This window comes from Segatella copri (assembly GCF_026015625.1).
GTDB classification, from domain to species: Bacteria; Bacteroidota; Bacteroidia; order Bacteroidales; family Bacteroidaceae; genus Prevotella; species Prevotella copri_H.
The window spans coordinates 81,906-101,717 of record NZ_JAPDVG010000002.1; the positions used below are offsets into that span (position 1 = coordinate 81,906).

Here is a 19,812-nt window from a genome sequence, read left to right on the forward strand (position 1 = left end):
TTTTTATCTTATTTATCTTACAAAATTAGTTATACAATTTCTATAGGCTTGAGGAATTCCCATGTCGAACATCTCGCCGTCCAACTGTACTCCCATCAATCCATATTTTCCTCTCACTTGTTCCAGGGCTGTTGTCAATTCCACCTCGCCTCGTTCACTTACCACGCCATCGTTGATGTTCTTTTTCAACTGCTCGAAGACTTCTGGAGTCAACACATACTGTCCGAAGACCGAATAGTATCTCTGTTCTCCGTTATGCATTTTGACGGCAAGCTGGTCTTCCGCATAAGAGACTTTTGGTTTCTCACAGAACCGTGATATATTCATCACTGTCTCATCACGATTTTCCCAACAACCCGACATAATGCCATAATAACTTACGTCCTTCAGAGGTATGGAATGTATAGCAATCATCGGCTTGGAATACTTCTCATAAGCCTCCATCAGTTGTAAGGCACATGGTTTGTTCTTGTTGGAGCGATAGATGGTATCACCCAATAACAAAAGAACAGGTTCGTTGGCTGCGAAATTGGCTGCTAGGGATACCGCATGTCCGAATCCTCGTTTCTCGGTCTGATAAACATATCTCAGTCGCTTTCCAATCTCCAGAATATGGCGTTCGAAATTCTGGTCTTCAACCTTCAATTTGTTGAAGTGCTCATCAGCCAAGCGTGTTTCGAAATAACGTCGGTATTCCTCACGTTCCTGCTCGCTACCCAATATCAGGCAGATTTCTTCTATTCCGCTATTCACCAACTCTTCCAAGAGTATTAAGATGACTGGCTTCACCTTGCCATCCTTGTCCACTATCGGGAAGAAATCTTTCTTCATCGTACGAGTGGCAGGATAAAGTCGAGTACCGAAGCCCGCAACTGGGATAATCGCTTTTCGTATGGTATGGCGAGCTTTCAATGTCAAAGCATAAGCTGACATACCAAGTCCATTGAGATAGGCGATAATTTGCTGCTGGCATTTCTCGTCCTTAGCCAGAAATTGGATGGAGCCATCTCCCTGAGAGCCTACGCCTTTTCCTCCATAAGACAAATTTTTGAGATAGGGATCATTGAGGGTTTTATGCAAAATTGGTGATTGTAACTGAGAAGGACACATCGGTGCTACTTTCTCGTCAAAGATGGTCTGCGCCTCCGTCATCAACTTACCCAAAGCTTCTGCATCACCTTCTTTCATAAAATCGACAGCCTTCGATACTATCTTATGATTAATCGGACCTAATGCATTCTGTATAGCTTGCTCCTTCTCATTGTCTGCAAAGGGGAAAGCCTTGTTCAAGTCTTTCAAAATCTTGACCGTGTCTTTGGAAGCATTCAAGTCTGCAAATACCCAATAAAGGTTCTTCTTTACATTGAGTCGATTGACATCTATCTCCTCACCATCAAACTTCATCAATACAGGACGCACGCCAAAAGCACAAGCTTGATCCAAGCGCCCGCAACGAGAAGCCGTTCTCAACTCGCCCACATAGGCAATATTCATCTCTCCCATAGTAGAAAGATTCAAATCATACAGCTCATTGAATGCTCTACAAACGAGCACACAAATAGCAGCACTGGAGGAAAGGCCACTCTTCAGAGGAAGTGTCATATCAGTGATATGTATTTTTGCCCCCCCAATTTTGTACCATTCGAGCATATAGCTAGCCACACCTGCACAATAAGAAAAGAAAGAGCCTGAATGAGCGACATCTTTTAATGCCTCTGCATTCATTGGACACTCAAAATCATGCCATACCTCTTGCAAGGAAGATGCCGATGATGTCATCTCAAAGTTCTCTGATTTTTCTACAGTTGCGAATATACCTTGTTCCGTTCCCGTGACGATAGCCTCACCAGCAACCAAGGCGCTATTCATCGAGCGATACTTTCCTGCCCAGTCGCTATGTTCACCAAAAAGGCACAAGCGACCAGGAACAAATAAATCTATTTTTTGCATAAAATTTCTATTTTAAAACTTAGAATCATTTTACAATGCCGTTGCGGCATTGTAAAATACCGTCACTACTGAAATCGTTGGTTGTATTATTTTTTTAATTTTTATTCATCAATTTTCTTTTCCAATCTCCCTAGTTCTTTTCTAACTATGACGTTCAAGATTTTTATTCAACGCCTTATATGCTCCAAACGAGGAGTACATCATGACAACACGTATACAGGCATCCAAATCTCAACAGAACAAGTAAGACTGCGCATCACGATGTCATGAATATTAGCCTTTCTGTGTCATTCGCAACTTTTAGATAATGACTCGTAACAATGCAGTTATCTCGTTAAAATCTGCCTCACAGAGAGGCAACTCAATGCCATTACGAAAAGAATACTTATAATGTATTGACTGTTTGAAGGGCAACCAGTGAAAATTAAATTACAGGGGCTTCGGAAGAGAACATAATATTCGAAATAAATTCTCAACTTTCTTCATTTGATATTGTTTACACATTAAATTACTGTAAACCACTATTCTTTTTAAAACTCTCAACCAGCGTCTCTTGCTTATGCACAATATCATATTCGGCCTTACGAACATCAGCGTTTTCAATACAATCTACAAATCGCTCAATAGATTTTAAGAAAGCATCATCTGAAGGCAAATCACGAGTCTCAAAATCTTGATTTTTCTTTATGGTATATTGAGGGACGAAATCAACTGGTGCTGTCAATATGCGATTTGATGTTATAGTTCCCTTACTTCCCCATATTTCTATATCGCACTTATAGTCATTATCCATACCAAAAGCTATCTGTGCAACAGTACCTTGGTTGTTAACCATTGTGGCCGAGCCATACATTTCAACCTCAAAACCGTCAACATCGTTTGCTTGGGCAGTAACGATTCTTGCACTATCTCCTAAGAGATAATTTGCATACTTCAAACAATATCCGCCAGCATCCAGAATAGCTCCTCCGCCGAGTTTTTTATTGTATCTAAAATCATTCATTTGACGCAATGGGAAGCCAAATGAAATTCTATATAAGCGTACATCGCCTATCTCACCACTTCTGACAATATTCTGTATTGTTTCTAACTGACTATGATAGATAAACATATAATTCTCATGGAGAGCCAACCCCTTTTGAGACGCTATTCTTATCAGGGCATCTGTATCTTTTAAGCATGTTGTAGAAGGCTTCTCTAAGAATACGTGCTTACCAGCTTCCAAAGCTTTTTGAGCCCAATGAAAATGCAGAGCTGGAGGTAAAGGAAGATAAACGGCATCAATATCCTCGGATGAAATCAAAGCCTCATATCCAACTACTATTTTTCCACCATATTGATCTATAAAAGTTTGTGCTTTGGCACATTCACGGCTTTGCTGTTCTTCAATTTGCTCAACAGTCACTTTACTCAAATCTCCGAACCATTCTTGTGGACTGGCTATGCCAATAGCAGTAAACTCTACCTTATTATTTGCCTTCTGAAGAGCAGGCAGGAACCTGCGAAACGCTATCTCAGAAGGACATATTATTCCAATTCTAACCATAATATTTTAATAAAAGCTGATTGCAGACAACAAAGAACGTGCTGCTATATTTAAATAATTATTATATGTAACAAATGAGAGCATCTGGTTGAGGGTAAGCCAACAGTAGTTTTCTTCAACCTCTATCGGAAATTCTTCTCCGACCTCAACTATTATGTTGAGGTTTTGCTCTTGGAAAAAACGACCACCTTCTTCACTTTGGTAGCTACTGTACCAGATCTTATCTTTAGGAGCATTTAAAATCTGTTCTAGGTAAGGAATGGTATATTCATTCTTTCCTTTGCGATAGTTACCGGTTAAACATTGAACAGTTGGTGCCATCTCTACGATATCAAAGTTCCCAGACTCAAGTTTTGCCTGAACCAGGAAATGATAAATACCATTAATCTTCTTAACAATGAATCCCATCAGACCTTCTTGTGCCGAGCGAACCATTGGCTGGTCCCATGAAACAACTTCTCGGTTACCAATTTCAACACGACAGCCCATGACATCGAAATACTTGCCACTTTCATGATGAATTGTATCACCATCGTATATCCAATTTTTCATCTCGGAAATTCCTACAGGAGTCACGTCCAATTCGTATTTAAATTTCAGAGAAGTAATCCACTGAATTATATCCTGCAACTCATTCAGATGATTATCGCCACTCAAAACCGAATACAAGAAAGAATCAGGCTTGCTGCTATGTATGCCATTCATTCTCTTTACGGCATCCAAAAGGCGAAGTGAATGCTCAGAATAGCTGCCAAAATTTATACAAGAGATTACTGTTCTACTATCCATATTCACGACATTAGGATAGCGTAAAAGTTCCTTTATCTGTCCAAGACTAGCCCAAATATAACCTTCCTTTACTTCCAGTTCCTCGTCTTCGCCTACCTCAACAATAATGTTTCTATTTCTCTTATGTAAAAAACGAGCTCCCTGTTCTGATTGTAGCTGGTCTACAAGTATTAAAACATCCTTTTCTCCATTAAAATATTCGAGATAAGTAGGAGCTTTGCCACCATGTACTCGAGTATAGTTACTTCTTGTTGCCTGAAGTGTAGGAGAAAGCTGGACTATGTTAAGGTTGCCTGGTTCAATCTTCGCCTGAAGTAAGAAGTGTAAAACACCATTGAATTTCTTTACGATAAATCCCAAAAAACCTATTTCCGGCTGATTGATAATAGGCTGGTCCCATTCAGGAGTATTACGGTAATTAGTTCTGATATGTATTCCATCTATCGAAAAGAACTTACCTGAATTATGACGAATTCGATCATCACGATAACTCCAACCTCTCAATTCAGAAATAGGTATCTGCATAATGTTACTTACCACTTCTTCATTTTGAGATTTCATCCAACTCAATATTTGGTCTGTTGTTTGAAAATTGCCATGACTCATGGCTGAAACCAAGAAATCAAGTTGGGTATCTTGTATATTCTTTGTTCTCATAACTATATATCTTTAGAAAAATCAATTACTCTTTTATATCTGTTAATCTTTATGAGTGAGCGTATTTTGGCATCATCAAAATATGTATGTCCGCTTTCTATACGCAAATCTCGTTCTGGCCATGGTACAGAAACAACCTTTGAATCATATTTCTCTGCTATGATTTCAGCAGCTTCTTTAAGTGAAAGAGTCTCGCCACCTATATTATAAATTTCCCCGTTACTGTTGGGATTAAAAGCCCCTTCTACGATTTGGTAACAAAGATCTTCCATATGTGTGAAGGTACGCTTAACATCTCCTCCTCCATAGAGAGTAATATCGTTACCAGATTTGGCTTGCTTGATAAAGAATCCTACCGTTCCAAAACTATAATCAGTAGATAGAAGGTTACCATAAGGTATGCAAATTCTAAACACGGTATAAGGTATATCAAAGCTAGCCTTGTATGCCTGCAATATACCTTCACAAGCCAATTTATTAACAGCATAAATAGTCTTGGTCTCCTTCTCATCATCCTCCTTTAAAGGTTTATCTACACCTTTATAAACAAGACGCGTAGATGGGTATATAATTTTAGGACGATAAGGTGAAGACTTTATTGCATTCAAAAGATTGAGAAGTCCAAGTTCATTGATAGAATTGTATAACTCATACTTCTCAAAGCCTGCATACGTTCCTGTTAAACCGGCAAAATCAAAAATGTAATCGACATTTAAATCTATGTTATTTACTGAATTCTTATCCGTTAAATCAACTTGTCTATAATTAACATCGACAAAATCATGAATATCATAACACATAGGAGAAACGCCCTTGCACTTTAAATAATAATTCAAGTGTTTGCCAATATATCCGTTAGCACCTAAAATTGCACATTTTTTCATACTCGTAATTTCGATAATTTTTCCTCAACTAATCCATTTGTAAAACACTCTATCAAAGTAGGATTTCCATTTTTATCAAAATGAATATTTCCTGTTTTATATTTAAGTTTAATAAATGGAAACTTAACTATCTCTTGAATAAAATCTTCATCATAAACATTTTCCAGTTTAGGCAAAAAGGAAAACATATCCGGATTGTCATCAGAAACTTTCTGAATTTCACTGATGAATGGTTTCCAATAAGAATAAGCTAAATATGTTAAATAATCAACTAGAAAATAGTCAATAATTACTTTATGACTTTTCCAATATTTATTATAGTATCTCAACATATATTCTGCAAAGAAATGTCCTTTAGGCATATAAACCAATATTCCACTCCAACGATAATGTGATATACAAGGAATTATTTTTTCAGGTTGTCGATAAGTCCAATACTTATCTAATGCTTTTATCATCAATGGTCTAGTTGCGTAAACAGAAGAATCTATCCACAAACCACCATGCTTGTGTAAAATTGCGAATCGAAGATAATCACATAAATGAGTTAAAGACATTTCTCTATTATTAACTCTTTCCTCTATATATGAAGGTAAAGCCAAATATGAGTTATAATTATATTTTGTAAGAACAACAACTTTCCAACCAGGAGAATTTCGTTTAATGCTATTGATACAACATTTTATCTCTGCAGGAAAAGACTCCTCACCTTGCCACCACATCATCCAAATATTGTTAGCAGGATTATATGCCGATTTCACACTAATCTCGTCCATTGTTTCAAGTGCAGACTTTTTGATTCTTTGCAAAATCAGTTTGTGTTTCAAATTCAAGATATAGTTGTAAAACTTTGATTTATTGCTAATTTTTCTAAAAATAGCACTTACAACAAATAGCGAAACACCATAGCTGTTAATGTAACGAATAATCTTTCTCATTATCACGATATTTTAAGAAACTCATCAATATAAACGGAATTACAGAATATTCTGCATAGGAAATTGTTGCACCAGAAAATGATGTATAAAAATACACAAACAACAGACAGAATAAACTAAATACATATTCATTATATTTTCTATATTTATAAGATAGCCAAATCATAACACCCCATATCCAAATATAGATGGACATACCTAGCAAACCTAATTTACAGATTAAATTACCATAGGCAATATCAGGAGTAGATAACTGTAAAATAGAACCAGTTTCACGATCACGTAATCCTATTCTAAAATTATACATTCTGTTCACTAAGATTGTTTGCTGATCGCTCAATAAACCCATTCCAAAAATTTGCTCTCCAAAAGGACGTTCCATCAAATAAGCAAATCGTTCATAAACCAATGCAAATCTGAAAACCATAGTTCCACCTTGTCCTTCGTAATGAGTGAAATCACCATTCAATATGCTAGTTACATCCGAAGAAGAATTATTCTTATCATCTCCTTGAAAACGTTCCATAACGAGCGGTAAAAACGGTATGAGACATATAGCTCCAATAACTCCATATCGCATAGTCTTTCGTATTTGACCTTTCATTAACAATGATAGTACTATAACAAAGAGAATAGAAGCAATAAGGGTGCGTCCTTGAGTACAAACTAAAGCTATAAGTAAAATGGCAAGTGAGAAATACTTATGATACTTAGACATTGAATCATAGCAAAACAACAGTAAGAATATAGAAACTTCCAAAGCAGGCGGATAGTTATAATATCTCAAAGTACCATCTATACTATCAGTACTCAACTGAGACTCACTATCAGGCAACACAGGTAATCCAAACAGAGATTCAAGAATATACAAAAAGCCCGTTACTATAGATATCAACAATATCTTATCAATAACCCATTTTGCATCCTTGAACGAAAGCTTGCGTATAAAATAAAAGGAAAATATTATAAAATATCGTCGCGAGCCTTGTATCAATTGATAAAAATCTAAATTATAATGTACTACAGAGTAAAAAATACTCAAAACCATAAAAATAAAAAAGCATTTCATTGCTCTATCTAATTGTCGATTCTGTACCATTGGCAGTTTTTTTTCTTTAAACATTGAGTAAAAGAAGATAAAGATGAAATAGATTAAAGCTGCATCTTGATTCTTTAACCCCATGATATTATCTGTCAAAACAACAAAACCACGGTAAGAAAAACAAGCAAAGAGAAGTATACTCCATTTTTTATTGCCATTTATGTACAATACTATAGCAAGTATAGTTAACAAAATTCCTATCATAAAATATCAATTTAAGTTTTAAGTCTCTTAAAATGAAACTTGTATATAATTCCTATAAAAACTACATTTAAGAATATATATATCATGAGTCTATAAGGATTATGAACATATACAAGGTCAAGAAACAATTGTGTAAAAACATTAGTCAAATATATCATTAATGACTCTGCACCCATGAATTCTAAGAAATGAACTATTTTAATAGTCAAAAACTTTTTTAACCACCAACATATAATAATAAACACCGGCATATAAAGTGAAGTCAAAAAGAACGAAGTAACATAAAATATATTTAATATATTCATTAATAATAAAAATATTCCTAGACAGACCATTACTGTGATAAGCCAGCTAAAATTTCTCAAAGAATTATATGTGGGGGGGTACTGCTTTTATACATAACTATTCCTAAATAGAATACCGGTATTCTAGCCAAAAAGCAAATATATTTCCACTCAATTTCATTTATATTGTAAAAAGTAAAAAATAAACTTGCACTTATGAGCAATACTATAAAAGTTCTAAAAGACACTAGAGGATAGATCAATGGGAAAGATAAATAGAAAATTACTAACGCTGCCAGATACCAATCAATAAACCAACCTCCAATATTATAATATGACAACGTAGTTATATTACAAAACAAGTCCCATATACTAATATTTTTATTACCTAAAGTTACCCCTAAGATAGTAGCAACAATAGCATATACAATATATTTTGGCATAATCCTTTTTAATCTTCTTAACCAAAATGACCATATAGAATTTTTCTTGTAAGAAAAACACAATCCATAACCACTTAAGAATAAAAAGGAATCAACACCAATAAAACCGTATTTGAAAATAAATAATCCGCCCCATGCTATATACGCATGAAATAGTAAAACCGCAAGCATGCTTACTCCCATTAAAAAGGAGCGGTTTTTATTAAAAGAGTCAATACACTTTACAGCACTAGAGTTATACTTTTCACACATAAGCTATCATATAATATTTTTAACATTACTAAATTTCTCAGAATTCGTTTTAAGCCAATCCCAATCAAAATTCCACCATTTTAATGAACTTATTTTTTTTATTTCACTTTCAGAAAACCTAGTTTTTGTTTTCTTTGCTGGTATACCAACATTTATCGAAAATGGATCTATATCTTTTATTACCAACGAATTCGCACCAATAATAGCACCATCACCTATAGTAACTCCAGACATAATAGAAACATTATCACCTATCCATACATCACTACCAATTTCAACTAAGAATCCATTTCTTGTTAATGGTACTTCATCAAAAAGTTGCTTACTCACAAAAGTAAACCCCGCTGCATTTGAAGATTTTGAGAAAAAAGCAGGATGAGTTGAAACAAATGTAGATGTAGGATGTTTACCGGCTATAATATGAATATTAGAAGCTATAGAACTGAACTTACCGACCTTGACTTTAGTCCACTTATTATATGCTCCAATATAACTACCCAATCCAAGTTCTACACTTTTTAATTTAGAATCTTCACCAATTGAATTATATCCTTCAAATATACAGTTCGTATCAGCGAAAGAATTACCCAAAAAACGAACATGTTTACTATACAGTTTCACTTTATTTCTAAAAAACATAATTTGATGAATATGCCCCCCCATAAAGGACTTAATTTGCTTAACACATAAAATTAATAACGATTTCATACACTATACTATTTTATCCAAATTCCTGTAGCTTTTTGCTTCAAAATTAAATTTATTTGCTTCGTAAAAACGACAGCATAAAAAAGGGTTATAACTGTCATTGAACATACAACACCACAACCACCAATATACTTGCCTAAGAAAAACGATAAAGGGATATGTATACACACACCCAACAATGAGATATACGTCTGAATTTTAATTGCACCAATTCCATTCAATGTCATTGTTTGCAAATTAGTCCAAGTTGTGACAATCATATAAACACAAACACAAACACTCATTAAAAATGGTATATGTACCTTTTCGCCAATCCAAATTCTATATACAAATGGCGAACAAAACAGCATTACTAACATTACAAGAGCTAATATCATAAATACTTTTACCATTTTGCGATAAATACCATTCATCCAAGAGAAATCCTTACGTGTAAAAGCATCAGTAAACGCAGGCCATAGTGGTGTCAAAATAATATTATATACCATCATAGCCGCATTAAGATATTTATAAGCAATATTATACGATGTCACGTCATTAGGACCAGAGACATTTGAAATCAATATATTAGTCGCTTGGAACATAATTACAACTTGTATTTGAATCACAAAAAATTTATACCCCAAAGACCACAAACTTTTAATATATGAAAAGTTAATACTTTTAATGGATGGACTAACTAATTTAAATTTAGTGTGATAAAAAAATAAAGAGGAAATTGAAATTACAAATATTGGAACGGCAGAAATTGCAAATGCTAATGCAACAAGAGAAGGAGGACACCATTTTGTCAAGCCCCAAATTATACCTAATGAAATAATGTTGCCTATTACAGGGAAAGTTGAAGACAATGCTACTTGCTGAAATGCTGCTATTACAGTAGAAAGGACATTTACTATCATTTGTAAGCAAAAGCATGCAACCAATATGTATAAAGCATTTTGTATTTCTTCCCGATAAATGCTATTAACATTTAAGAAAGCTGCCCAATCAAAATATGGTATGACCAATTCTAATATTAAACACAAAGGAACAAATATAAGAATCATTAACAGATATGTAGTAGAAACTAATGATTTTCCACGATTCCATTGCTTTAAAGCAATAGCTTCCCCTAACTTATTTTTTAAACCAAGAGTAAAACCTACATCAAAAAAGGACAAACATAAAAGAACAGAAGAAAGAGTTAGCCAGATACCATATAATTCAGAGGAAAGATAACCTAAAGTCAAAGGAACAAGTACAAATGAAACCATAATGCTTATACCTTTAATTCCAAATGAAGCTATAATATTTTTCTTTAATAATATTGTTCTTGAATTTCCCTGATTTATTTTTTTTAAAAAATCCATTACAAAATATGTAAACTGAAGTTAAATTAATATTCTAAATTCTTTTTTAATGTCTGATCTTTCTCTTCAAGTATTGAAAGGAGATACTTGCCATAGTCATTCTTCAACATTGGCTGAGCATTCTCTCTCAACTGTTCTGCGGTAATCCATCCCTGGCGGTATGCTATACCTTCCAAACAAGCCACCTTCAAGCCCTGGCGCTTCTCCAAAACTTCGATAAAGGTAGATGCCTCTGAAAGGGAATCATGAGTTCCGGTATCAAGCCAGGCAAATCCTCTTGCCATAGTCTGTACCTTCAGTTGCTTATCCTTCAGAAACTCCTGGTTGACGGTTGTAATTTCCAACTCACCACGAGCAGATGGCTTGATATGCTTAGCTACTTCTACCACCTTGTTAGGATAGAAGTATAAACCTACCACTGCATAGTTGCTCTTTGGATGCTGAGGCTTCTCTTCAATGCTCAGGCAATTGCCTTGCTCATCAAACTCTGCCACGCCATATCGCTCAGGATCGCTTACACGATAGCCAAAAACGGTAGCCTTGTTATTCTGCTCTGCATCTACTACTGCCTGATGCAGCATCTGATTTAATCCTGCACCATAGAAGATATTATCGCCTAATACGAGGCAAGCAGCCTCATCGCCAATAAATTTCTCTCCGATAATGAAGGCTTGGGCTAAGCCATCTGGTGATGGCTGCTCTGCATACTCAAACTTCACACCTAACTGGCTTCCGTCGCCTAAAAGGCGTTTGAAACCTGGCAGGTCAAATGGTGTTGAAATAATGAGTATCTCACGGATCCCTGCCAACATCAATACTGATATTGGGTAATATATCATTGGTTTATCAAAGATTGGTATCAGCTGCTTACTGATACCCTTTGTGATAGGGTACAAGCGTGTACCGCTACCACCTGCTAATACTATTCCTTTCATGACATGATATTAATTATTTTCCAAATTCTTTAATTCTCTGTTCCTCTTTCAAAGAGCAAACAAGCAGTTGTCCGTGCTTCTCGGCTACGATATAGCCATCCAAGCCTTGAACTACCACCTTGCTTTCATCGGCTGTATGAACCACGCAGTTCTTGCATTCATACAATCGGATGTCCTTGCCTACCTTGGCATTGCCAGCCTCATCTTGTGGAAGCAAGGTACGGAGGCAATACGATACCACTTATTTAATCTACTTCTACAAATGACGAAGATGATTCTTTTAGTATTTCTATTGTATCACCTACATTTAAATCACGAGAACTCTTAATTGAAACCTCCACCCAAATATTCTCTAACAAGACAGCATAAGAATTAAAATGTTTAGCTAAAACTCTGCCTTTGAGTACATCTCCAAAATTAATAGTTTCTATTCTAGATTCATTTAACGCAGTTAAAGCCTTTAAGCTCAAATATACAACATTTTTATTTAAGTCAATTTTCTTTAAGACTATAGGACATGAATAAGAACCATCGAAAAACAAATCTAAATCTTGAACAAAATAGTCATTGCTGATCTCTGATTTCAACAATAATGCTTCAACAGACTTTTTACGCTTAGATCTTATTAAAAAATAAACTCCTTCGTCGGCAACTTTAATCATTTTCAATCTCGATAGTATTTGACCCTCCTTAAATTCTTTATTAAATTCTGCTAAAGGCGGTATTATAAAAGGTTTAAAGGTGCCTATTAAAGATGTACCACGTTTATCTATTTCCTTAATATTAACGGTATAGGATTTGCCAATATGAGTTTTATAGTTATTTTTTCCTATATATGTCTCAGAGGATGGAATGAAGACTTTATATTTCGAATCTATCAATCCCACAACACCATAAGAATTTATTAACTCTATTTCACAGATTGCATTCTTATCATCAGGTAAGCCTTCATAAAAGGAAATATAAGGAGAAGTTTTATCCTTATAAGTTAAAATGATAATTTTTTGTTGCGAATCAATCTTTTTAATTCTAACTTTTATCCAATCATTTCTCTTAAAAGTTTTTTTCACTTCAACGATATCGTTAAACCAGGATATTTCAGAGTTAGGAAGAATTGCAAATAATCCATTCGAGAGTTCGGTTTCAATGCAAGTTTCTGTCTTTGCTAAAATTTGGATATTTATCTCATCATCTACATGAAATCCTATATTTTCCCATGGATTTATCAAATCCACATATTTTAGCTCAAGGCAATTATTAATATAATCTATTTCCTTGATATAAAAATCAGCTTCATAACCGATAGGGAACAACTCATGGAGAAACGCAAAACGGCTATATGTAAGATTACGTCTATATGCTATGCACCTTTGATTCGTATCTTTTACTAAAAGTGTAATAAACTGATCGTCTGCAGCTTGTACAACACATAACACTCTTGCCCCAACGGAAAAATTACTATTAAACAACAAATTAGGATTGCTTGATGTATTTAAAACAGAAGCATAAACTTTCCCTCCATCAATAATCCTCAAAGGAATTACCTCCAGTGTCATACCTGGAGTATAATAACTCTTTAATCTCAATTGTACATTATCAGTAATTTCTTTTCTATTTATGATAATTTGCAATCCATTATAATCTCCGATAATGTTATCAGTATAAACACTAGTAATCGAACATTCTATTGATGATTCTTCTTTTATAGAATTATTAATGTCTGCATATGATTTTGCCATATCTGCATCACTTTTCACTTCTATGCAATAGCAAATATTATCTCTTCCTAAAAAGTCTTTATAAACTTCCGGTCCATTTAACAAATTATAATTTCCCGTGGATATAAGTTCACTATAAACTCGTTCGAGTATTTCTATTTTTTCATTTCTTGCTAATAAATAAAAAGTATTTATACCATGTGCAAAACCTTCTCTAATTCTTCGCAAATATGGTTTAACTCCTTGTTCAGCATATGTTTCTAATCGCGCAACTAATAATACGGCAACTTTTAAAGTTACAGAATTAAAAGCAAGAGGAGTCAATTCATCAAAATCCCTTGAAGCTATATTATAAACAAATGTCAAGAAATTCCTAGATTCATCAACGAGGTTACTGTTTCTAACTCGACCAACTAGCTTGTTTCCCCAAATAGCATATTCACGAAGTAATACACGTGTAAACAAGCCTTCATCTTCAACCTTTGATACCTTATTAAAGGCATCTTCATATCTATCTATATCTTCATTACAGGTATTTATATATTGCGTAACTATATAATTTTTTTGAGGTGTCTTTCTTAAAAACTCTCTGATAACAGCAAAATCAATGGCTTTTATAATTCCTCTATCAAGATATGGTTTACTGTTTAACAACAACGTATTTTGGATATAAATTGAAGTAGTATTTATAATGTTTTGTGTATTATCTTGATCATACTTTAATAACACTATAGCTTTACCAGGTTCTAGTCTCACTTTACCTTGGTTATCTGATTTAACCCATTTTACAGAAAACTCTGGCAAATTTAATTCTGGAACAATTCTGTTAAGTTCTTTTATAGAAGTTGTACCATTTGTCTCAATTGATAATTTTGTTGTACTTGACTTAAACCAACCAAATGTAGCTGCAATAAAAGACATAATATCCGTTAAGAAATTACGAATATTATTGTAGTACTTCATAGCTATAATAAGAACTACTCCACCAACACCCAAATAAGAAAAAAAAGTAATTACTATTGATTCCATATTTATTTTACAGAATTTACACATTCAATGCTGGTACAATAAAACTTTAATTTAATTCCATCAATGGTTTCATATGGCATCAAAGTACTTATATTATCTATAGTTACTTTTCTCCCACAACATTCGCATCTAATATTTCCATTGATAAATTCTTCATATTGCCCAGTTTGAATAAGGATTTTATATAAGTCTTTATCCATAATAGCATTAATGAATTCTTCCTTTCTCATGACATTTATCTTTTAATAATTCCACAACAATATATTATTTAACTCTGAATAAGCAACTTTATAATCATATCTATATTATTTTTCTCCCAAAAACCTACCATATCATAGCTTATTGGGGATGTTAAAAAGACAGCAAACACCTAAATAAATCAGATGTTGCAAGAGTCTTTGATAAATATTCTCAGACTTGTGGTAGAAGTGAAGCTCAGCAAAGAGCACGCCGTATACTCAATTTTCCAATAACTTCATTAATATTACTTTACAAATTCTTTAATTCTCTGTTCCTCTTTCAAAGATCAGACAAACAGTTGTCCATTCTTTTCGGCTACGATATAGTCATCCAAGCCTTAAACTACCACCTTGCTTTCATCGGCTGCATGAACCACGCAGTTCTTGCATTCATACAAGCGGATGTCCTTGCCTACCTTGGCATTGCCTGCCTCATCTTGTGGAAGCAAGGTACGAAGACTACCCCAGCTGCCTAAGTCACTCCAGCCAAATTCGGCTGGCAAGGTATAGATTTCCTTAGACTTCTCCATCACGGCATAGTCAATGCTTATCTTCTCGCAGGTTGGGAAGAGTTTGCCGACCACCTCTTTCTCCTGTTCAGTATAGAAAGAAGGTGCCATCTCGTCCATGATGCTGGCTAGCTGAGGCTGGAAGGTGCGGATTGCCTTGCTGATGGTATCAATGTTCCATACAAAGATTCCGGCATTCCAATAGTAATTGCCAGCGGCAAGGTATTGCTCGGCTGTCTCCAGGTTTGGCTTTTCCTTGAAAGCCTCAACCTTGTAGATTTCATCTACGGATGTTGGCTCTGCTGAGGCTATATAGCCATAGCCTGTTTCTGGGCGGCTTGGCTTAATACCGATCGTAACGATGGCGTTCTTATCGGATGTATAGCTCAATGCCTTGCTGAGCACTCGCTGATACTCCGAGGTATTGATGACCAGGGCATCGGATGGTGTCACCACGATGTTGGCATCAGGATGCTTCTTCTGAATCTTCCAGCAGGCATAAGCAATACATGGAGCTGTATTGCGAGCCTCTGGCTCTGCTAATATGTTATCTACTGGCATGTCAGGGATTTGCTCCTTGACAATGCTGATATATTTCTCATTGGTCACCACCCACATGTTTTCGACAGGACAGATTGGTTTCAATCTATCTACTGTCAATTGAATGAGGGAAAGGCCGACACCCATCACATCAATGAACTGCTTTGGGTAATCGGGGGTTGACATTGGCCAAAAGCGGCTACCTACGCCTCCGGCCATGATTATAATATGTGTATCCATCATAAATCTCTTTCTTTAATATTAAAGATTTTCTAAAATCATCCCGTCCTTCTTTACCATTAAAGAAGGAGTTTTTTCTACCTCTCCGTCTCTCCTGCAAGGAAAGACTTTTTTCGAAAACCTACCCGTCCTTCCTTACCCTTAAGGAAGGCTCCACCTTTCTCATCAAGCCTCTCTTTCCTCAGGAACGAGAGGATGTAACCGCCCTCCGGTGCTCAGAACCGCTACGCTCTAAGGGTGACGGACCATCAAAGGTCTTCGCCATATTGTGCGGGATGGGACCGCCTTGATGCTGGGCTTTCTATACCTAACCTTAAGCCTTATTTACATGGATCAGCAAAAAGAAAAGACTAGTTATATATATTATTATCTCCTCATTAACTTTGCCGCAAATTCAAAGAAATCTGCAACGTTTTTGAAATCATCAAACTGCTGGCAATACATACTGGCATAAGGCTCAGGAAACCTACTGTGTATATCTGCCTTTATCATGCTTGCCAAAGCCTCCTTTGTGTAGGCTTTCAGCAATTCGTTGTATTGTTCCTCGCTCATAATATTATACTTGTTTCACGCTTGGTCACATACTGACCTATGAATTTACTGAGATTAAACAATTATATTGTATGTTTATGTTTTAATATTAAATTTTACTTGTCTTACTTATCGCTATTTTGGCATACAAATCCTGTATAGGCACTGTCCAGTTTTTTAAATCTACTCCATATCTCTCAAATTGAGAAAGGAAAAATACACTACGCTTGCCATTACCTATCAAATTATAAAAATAGGCTGTATAGAGGACATAGTAAGCTAACGACTTGTCATAATTTCTAGACTGCAAAATCTTAACTACATCACATATCAGATTCTCTGCATAATTTAAATAGGCATCCCAATGACTTTTATAATCAATAAATTTCTGAGATAAGGTAAATTGCTTATTAGCAGACACATAATCAAGAATCTGCTTATTCATAGAAAGAATATCATCAATCTGAACCACTAAGAAATGAAGCAATTCCCTTTGATTACCATTGTGCTCACATCTAGCCCTAATTCTTTCAAATATCTCATCATTATTCTTCCGCACAAGAACAAGATCATCATCGGCCATAAATTTTAATAATTCCTGTTTCAACATCAATAAACTTATGTACCTATACAGAAATCGCTCATCCAATGTAGCTAAATCCGAATCAATTTCCGATAAGTAGCGTTCACAATTTCGACTGAAATCTACAAACATATCTGACAACAAATTCTGCTGAAGCCCTTTTCCCGTCAATGCATTAACATCCCGTATCAATCGAAGGGATTCCTTGACGAATAAAGCTCCAACCCGATAGCTACATTTCAGATATCTTTCCCTATCGAAAAACAGCTTGAAGGAATATTCCTGCCATTTATATCCATTATCAAAAATAACATACATCAGTTTTATCCTTGTTATCAATTGATTCTCACCATGTTGCATCAAATCATTATCTGACAGAATTTTATCCAACAGGGTATTTATCTTGGTCTGATTGCCTTCTCTTCTATAATGCATAAAAGCTACATCTAAAAGATTTAGAAAATCACCAAATCTAGCCAACTTCATTTTCACAATTTCATCAGCAAGTCTATCTCCAGCAACCTTATCGCATAAAATCTCATCATAATAATGCATCAAATCTCGGTACATTTCAATATGAATTATCCCTTTTTTCTTATACTCAAGTAATTTTGCAACTATAGGCTTCATCTTTTCTTTCTCTCCAGAAGCCTCATATGCACATAGTAGGTTAAGGAGCGAAACTAGCTGAGACTCATCAGATGTATCGGTGTTCTTGGACTCATACTCTACCATTTTTTCATAGTCAAAAGCATTATGTGCCAAGTATGTCTGGAAACACAACATATAGCTATTGTCTTTGAATCTGGATAAACGCACACATTCAGACTCAAAAGCCTTAACCGCTCCTATTTTGAACAAAACATCGAGATGGGGTAAGTAATATTGCTTATACTCATAATCAAATAAATCCCATTTCTTTGCTTCATCAAGAAATTCCACCTGGACATTTTGCCTGTCGACCTCGTCATGGCAAGCCTTTATTCTTAATGCATAGAAACGCAGTTTTGCACTTGTAGTAACAAGCCAACCACGATACTTTCCCTTATCCAGATCGTCAAGATGGGATTTATAATAATATATGATGAGTAATTCATGGGGAAGTGGTAGGAAAATTGTCAAACAAACGAGCAATGAAAATACCAAAGTAGCCTCAACATAGGAATTCATGCATACAGCTAAAATCAGTAAGCCTAGAGACACAGCAAGCCTAGACCATACCCTTCTGTGATGAAAGCATTTCTCTAATTTATACTGTGAGATGATAACTCCAAGAATAAAAATAAAAGCACCACATAAAAGACCTAAGACTGTAACATCCAGTTCTTCCATCAATCTTTGTACTATATCTATTATTTGTTGCATAACCGATAGTTTTTATGACCATCCCATAAGGGGAAAACCTATTTTTCATCGAATGTATTACATCGTAAGAAATAACCACGAAGAGGGATGTATATCACCATTACAGCGTCCCCACTATTTTACAAGTAGTTACACACATAACAATTTTGAAAAAAGTGATTATTGTATCGTTTTGCAGAAGATAAACTGCACTCGGCAATTTGAAAGCCAGCTTTCATTGCGCTCGTTTGCATTATCTTTTAGGGTGAAGGATTGCCTAAGCGCACTCATTCACCTCATCTGTTTTATCAACATAGTAACATGTGGGGCAACCTTTTCTTCAAACTCTCGCTCGCTGAAATTGTCGAATTTGCTATCAGGGATAGCATATGGAGCACTTTTGCCTGGTTCCGAAAGCATCTTATAAACATCGGAGCGGAAGCGGATTTCATTAAGATTTTTGTCCTCAACTCTCACAAAGACAAAGGTGGTAAGAAAACAGCCTCACGGACAACACGTTTACCTCGACTGCTTATCATGATACGTCTTTCCAAAGTGCGTCGGATCTGTTGCTACAAAACCATTTTCAGCTACATATCCTTCACTTTTTGCCATGGCTTCGCCGTCGTCCCCTGCAATAGTGGACGTAACCTGTGATTGTATATTTGTCTCTTTCATCATGCGAATCAAGTTCGTTTTTTGATGACGTTCATCTGAATCTCGATTTAAGAGACACAGAATCTCCTTGCAAAAATACGATAATTGTTGGAAACTAGCAAATTATGCGTGTTAAAAAATTAATATCATTCTACGAAAATCAACATTATTTTACTATTCTTTTCGTACATAATTTCCTAAGTCGTTGATTGAACGAAGGTTTTCGGTTTTTCTGTATCTCTCATGTAAAGATTCAGGAAAAATGGTTCATTTTGGTTCATTTTACAATATCCCTCTTTTTATTCTTTTTTGTGGCTTATAGGGCTGCCAGTATTTTGGCGTTGGCATCATCTACTTCTGAGCTTTTGATAGAATTGA

Annotated in this window: 15 protein-coding genes and 2 pseudogenes; all 17 read right to left on the reverse strand. The window is 35.2% G+C overall.

Annotation, left to right across the window (positions count from 1 at the left end; all coding sequences use genetic code 11):
- Positions 1–12 precede the first annotated feature (12 nt).
- The 17 genes and pseudogenes from ONT19_RS15905 to ONT19_RS15985 all read right to left on the reverse strand — a co-directional run bounded on the left by ONT19_RS15905 (position 13) and on the right by ONT19_RS15985 (position 19,458).
- Positions 13–1,950 (reverse strand): sugar phosphate nucleotidyltransferase, encoded by a 1,938-nt coding sequence (locus tag ONT19_RS15905; RefSeq protein WP_264953490.1) that lies wholly within the window; start codon positions 1,948–1,950, stop codon positions 13–15.
- A gap of 508 nt (positions 1,951–2,458) precedes the next feature.
- Positions 2,459–3,496, reverse strand: coding sequence for a Gfo/Idh/MocA family protein (locus ONT19_RS15910; RefSeq protein ID WP_264953491.1), 1,038 nt, complete (start codon positions 3,494–3,496; stop codon positions 2,459–2,461).
- Between the two features lie 6 nt (positions 3,497–3,502).
- A complete protein-coding gene (locus ONT19_RS15915; RefSeq protein WP_264953492.1) occupies positions 3,503–4,942 on the reverse strand; it encodes an NDP-hexose 2,3-dehydratase family protein in 1,440 nt (479 codons plus the stop codon).
- A 2-nt stretch (positions 4,943–4,944) separates the two neighbouring features.
- Positions 4,945–5,826 (reverse strand): NAD-dependent epimerase/dehydratase family protein, encoded by an 882-nt coding sequence (locus ONT19_RS15920; RefSeq protein WP_264953493.1) that lies wholly within the window; start codon positions 5,824–5,826, stop codon positions 4,945–4,947.
- Positions 5,823–6,764 carry a capsular polysaccharide synthesis protein gene (locus ONT19_RS15925; RefSeq protein ID WP_264953494.1) on the reverse strand — a complete coding sequence of 314 codons (942 nt, stop codon included), beginning with the start codon at positions 6,762–6,764 and terminating at the stop codon, positions 5,823–5,825. The genes ONT19_RS15920 and ONT19_RS15925 overlap by 4 nt, the downstream gene beginning before the upstream one ends.
- Positions 6,739–8,070, reverse strand: a complete 1,332-nt coding sequence (locus tag ONT19_RS15930) for a hypothetical protein (protein WP_264953495.1) — start codon at positions 8,068–8,070, stop codon at positions 6,739–6,741. The genes ONT19_RS15925 and ONT19_RS15930 overlap by 26 nt, the downstream gene beginning before the upstream one ends.
- 361 nt (positions 8,071–8,431) lie before the next feature.
- A complete protein-coding gene (locus ONT19_RS15935) occupies positions 8,432–9,049 on the reverse strand; it encodes an acyltransferase family protein (protein ID WP_264953496.1) in 618 nt (205 codons plus the stop codon).
- Positions 9,050–9,055: 6 nt separating this feature from the next.
- Positions 9,056–9,757, reverse strand: coding sequence for a CatB-related O-acetyltransferase (locus ONT19_RS15940; RefSeq protein ID WP_264953497.1), 702 nt, complete (start codon positions 9,755–9,757; stop codon positions 9,056–9,058).
- Between the two features lie 8 nt (positions 9,758–9,765).
- A complete protein-coding gene (locus tag ONT19_RS15945) occupies positions 9,766–11,109 on the reverse strand; it encodes a lipopolysaccharide biosynthesis protein (RefSeq protein ID WP_264953498.1) in 1,344 nt (447 codons plus the stop codon).
- Positions 11,110–11,135: 26 nt separating this feature from the next.
- Positions 11,136–12,044, reverse strand: coding sequence for a glucose-1-phosphate thymidylyltransferase RfbA (rfbA, locus tag ONT19_RS15950; RefSeq protein ID WP_217756492.1), 909 nt, complete (start codon positions 12,042–12,044; stop codon positions 11,136–11,138).
- A 13-nt stretch (positions 12,045–12,057) separates the two neighbouring features.
- Positions 12,058–12,270 (reverse strand): annotated as a pseudogene (locus ONT19_RS15955) (mannose-1-phosphate guanylyltransferase); the annotation flags it as partial.
- Positions 12,271–12,289: 19 nt separating this feature from the next.
- Positions 12,290–14,791: a S1 RNA-binding domain-containing protein gene (locus ONT19_RS15960; protein ID WP_264953499.1), complete on the reverse strand. Its 2,502-nt coding sequence runs from the start codon at positions 14,789–14,791 to the stop codon at positions 12,290–12,292.
- A 2-nt stretch (positions 14,792–14,793) separates the two neighbouring features.
- Positions 14,794–15,021, reverse strand: coding sequence for a hypothetical protein (locus tag ONT19_RS15965; protein WP_264953500.1), 228 nt, complete (start codon positions 15,019–15,021; stop codon positions 14,794–14,796).
- A gap of 296 nt (positions 15,022–15,317) precedes the next feature.
- Positions 15,318–16,319, reverse strand: a pseudogene (locus ONT19_RS15970) (mannose-1-phosphate guanylyltransferase).
- 366 nt (positions 16,320–16,685) lie between these two features.
- On the reverse strand, positions 16,686–16,871 hold the full coding sequence (locus ONT19_RS15975; RefSeq protein ID WP_264953501.1) for a hypothetical protein: 186 nt from the start codon (positions 16,869–16,871) through the stop codon (positions 16,686–16,688).
- An 88-nt stretch (positions 16,872–16,959) separates the two neighbouring features.
- Positions 16,960–18,798 (reverse strand): hypothetical protein, encoded by a 1,839-nt coding sequence (locus tag ONT19_RS15980; RefSeq protein WP_264953502.1) that lies wholly within the window; start codon positions 18,796–18,798, stop codon positions 16,960–16,962.
- Between the two features lie 498 nt (positions 18,799–19,296).
- Positions 19,297–19,458, reverse strand: a complete 162-nt coding sequence (locus tag ONT19_RS15985; protein WP_217315410.1) for a hypothetical protein — start codon at positions 19,456–19,458, stop codon at positions 19,297–19,299.
- Positions 19,459–19,812 lie beyond the last annotated feature (354 nt).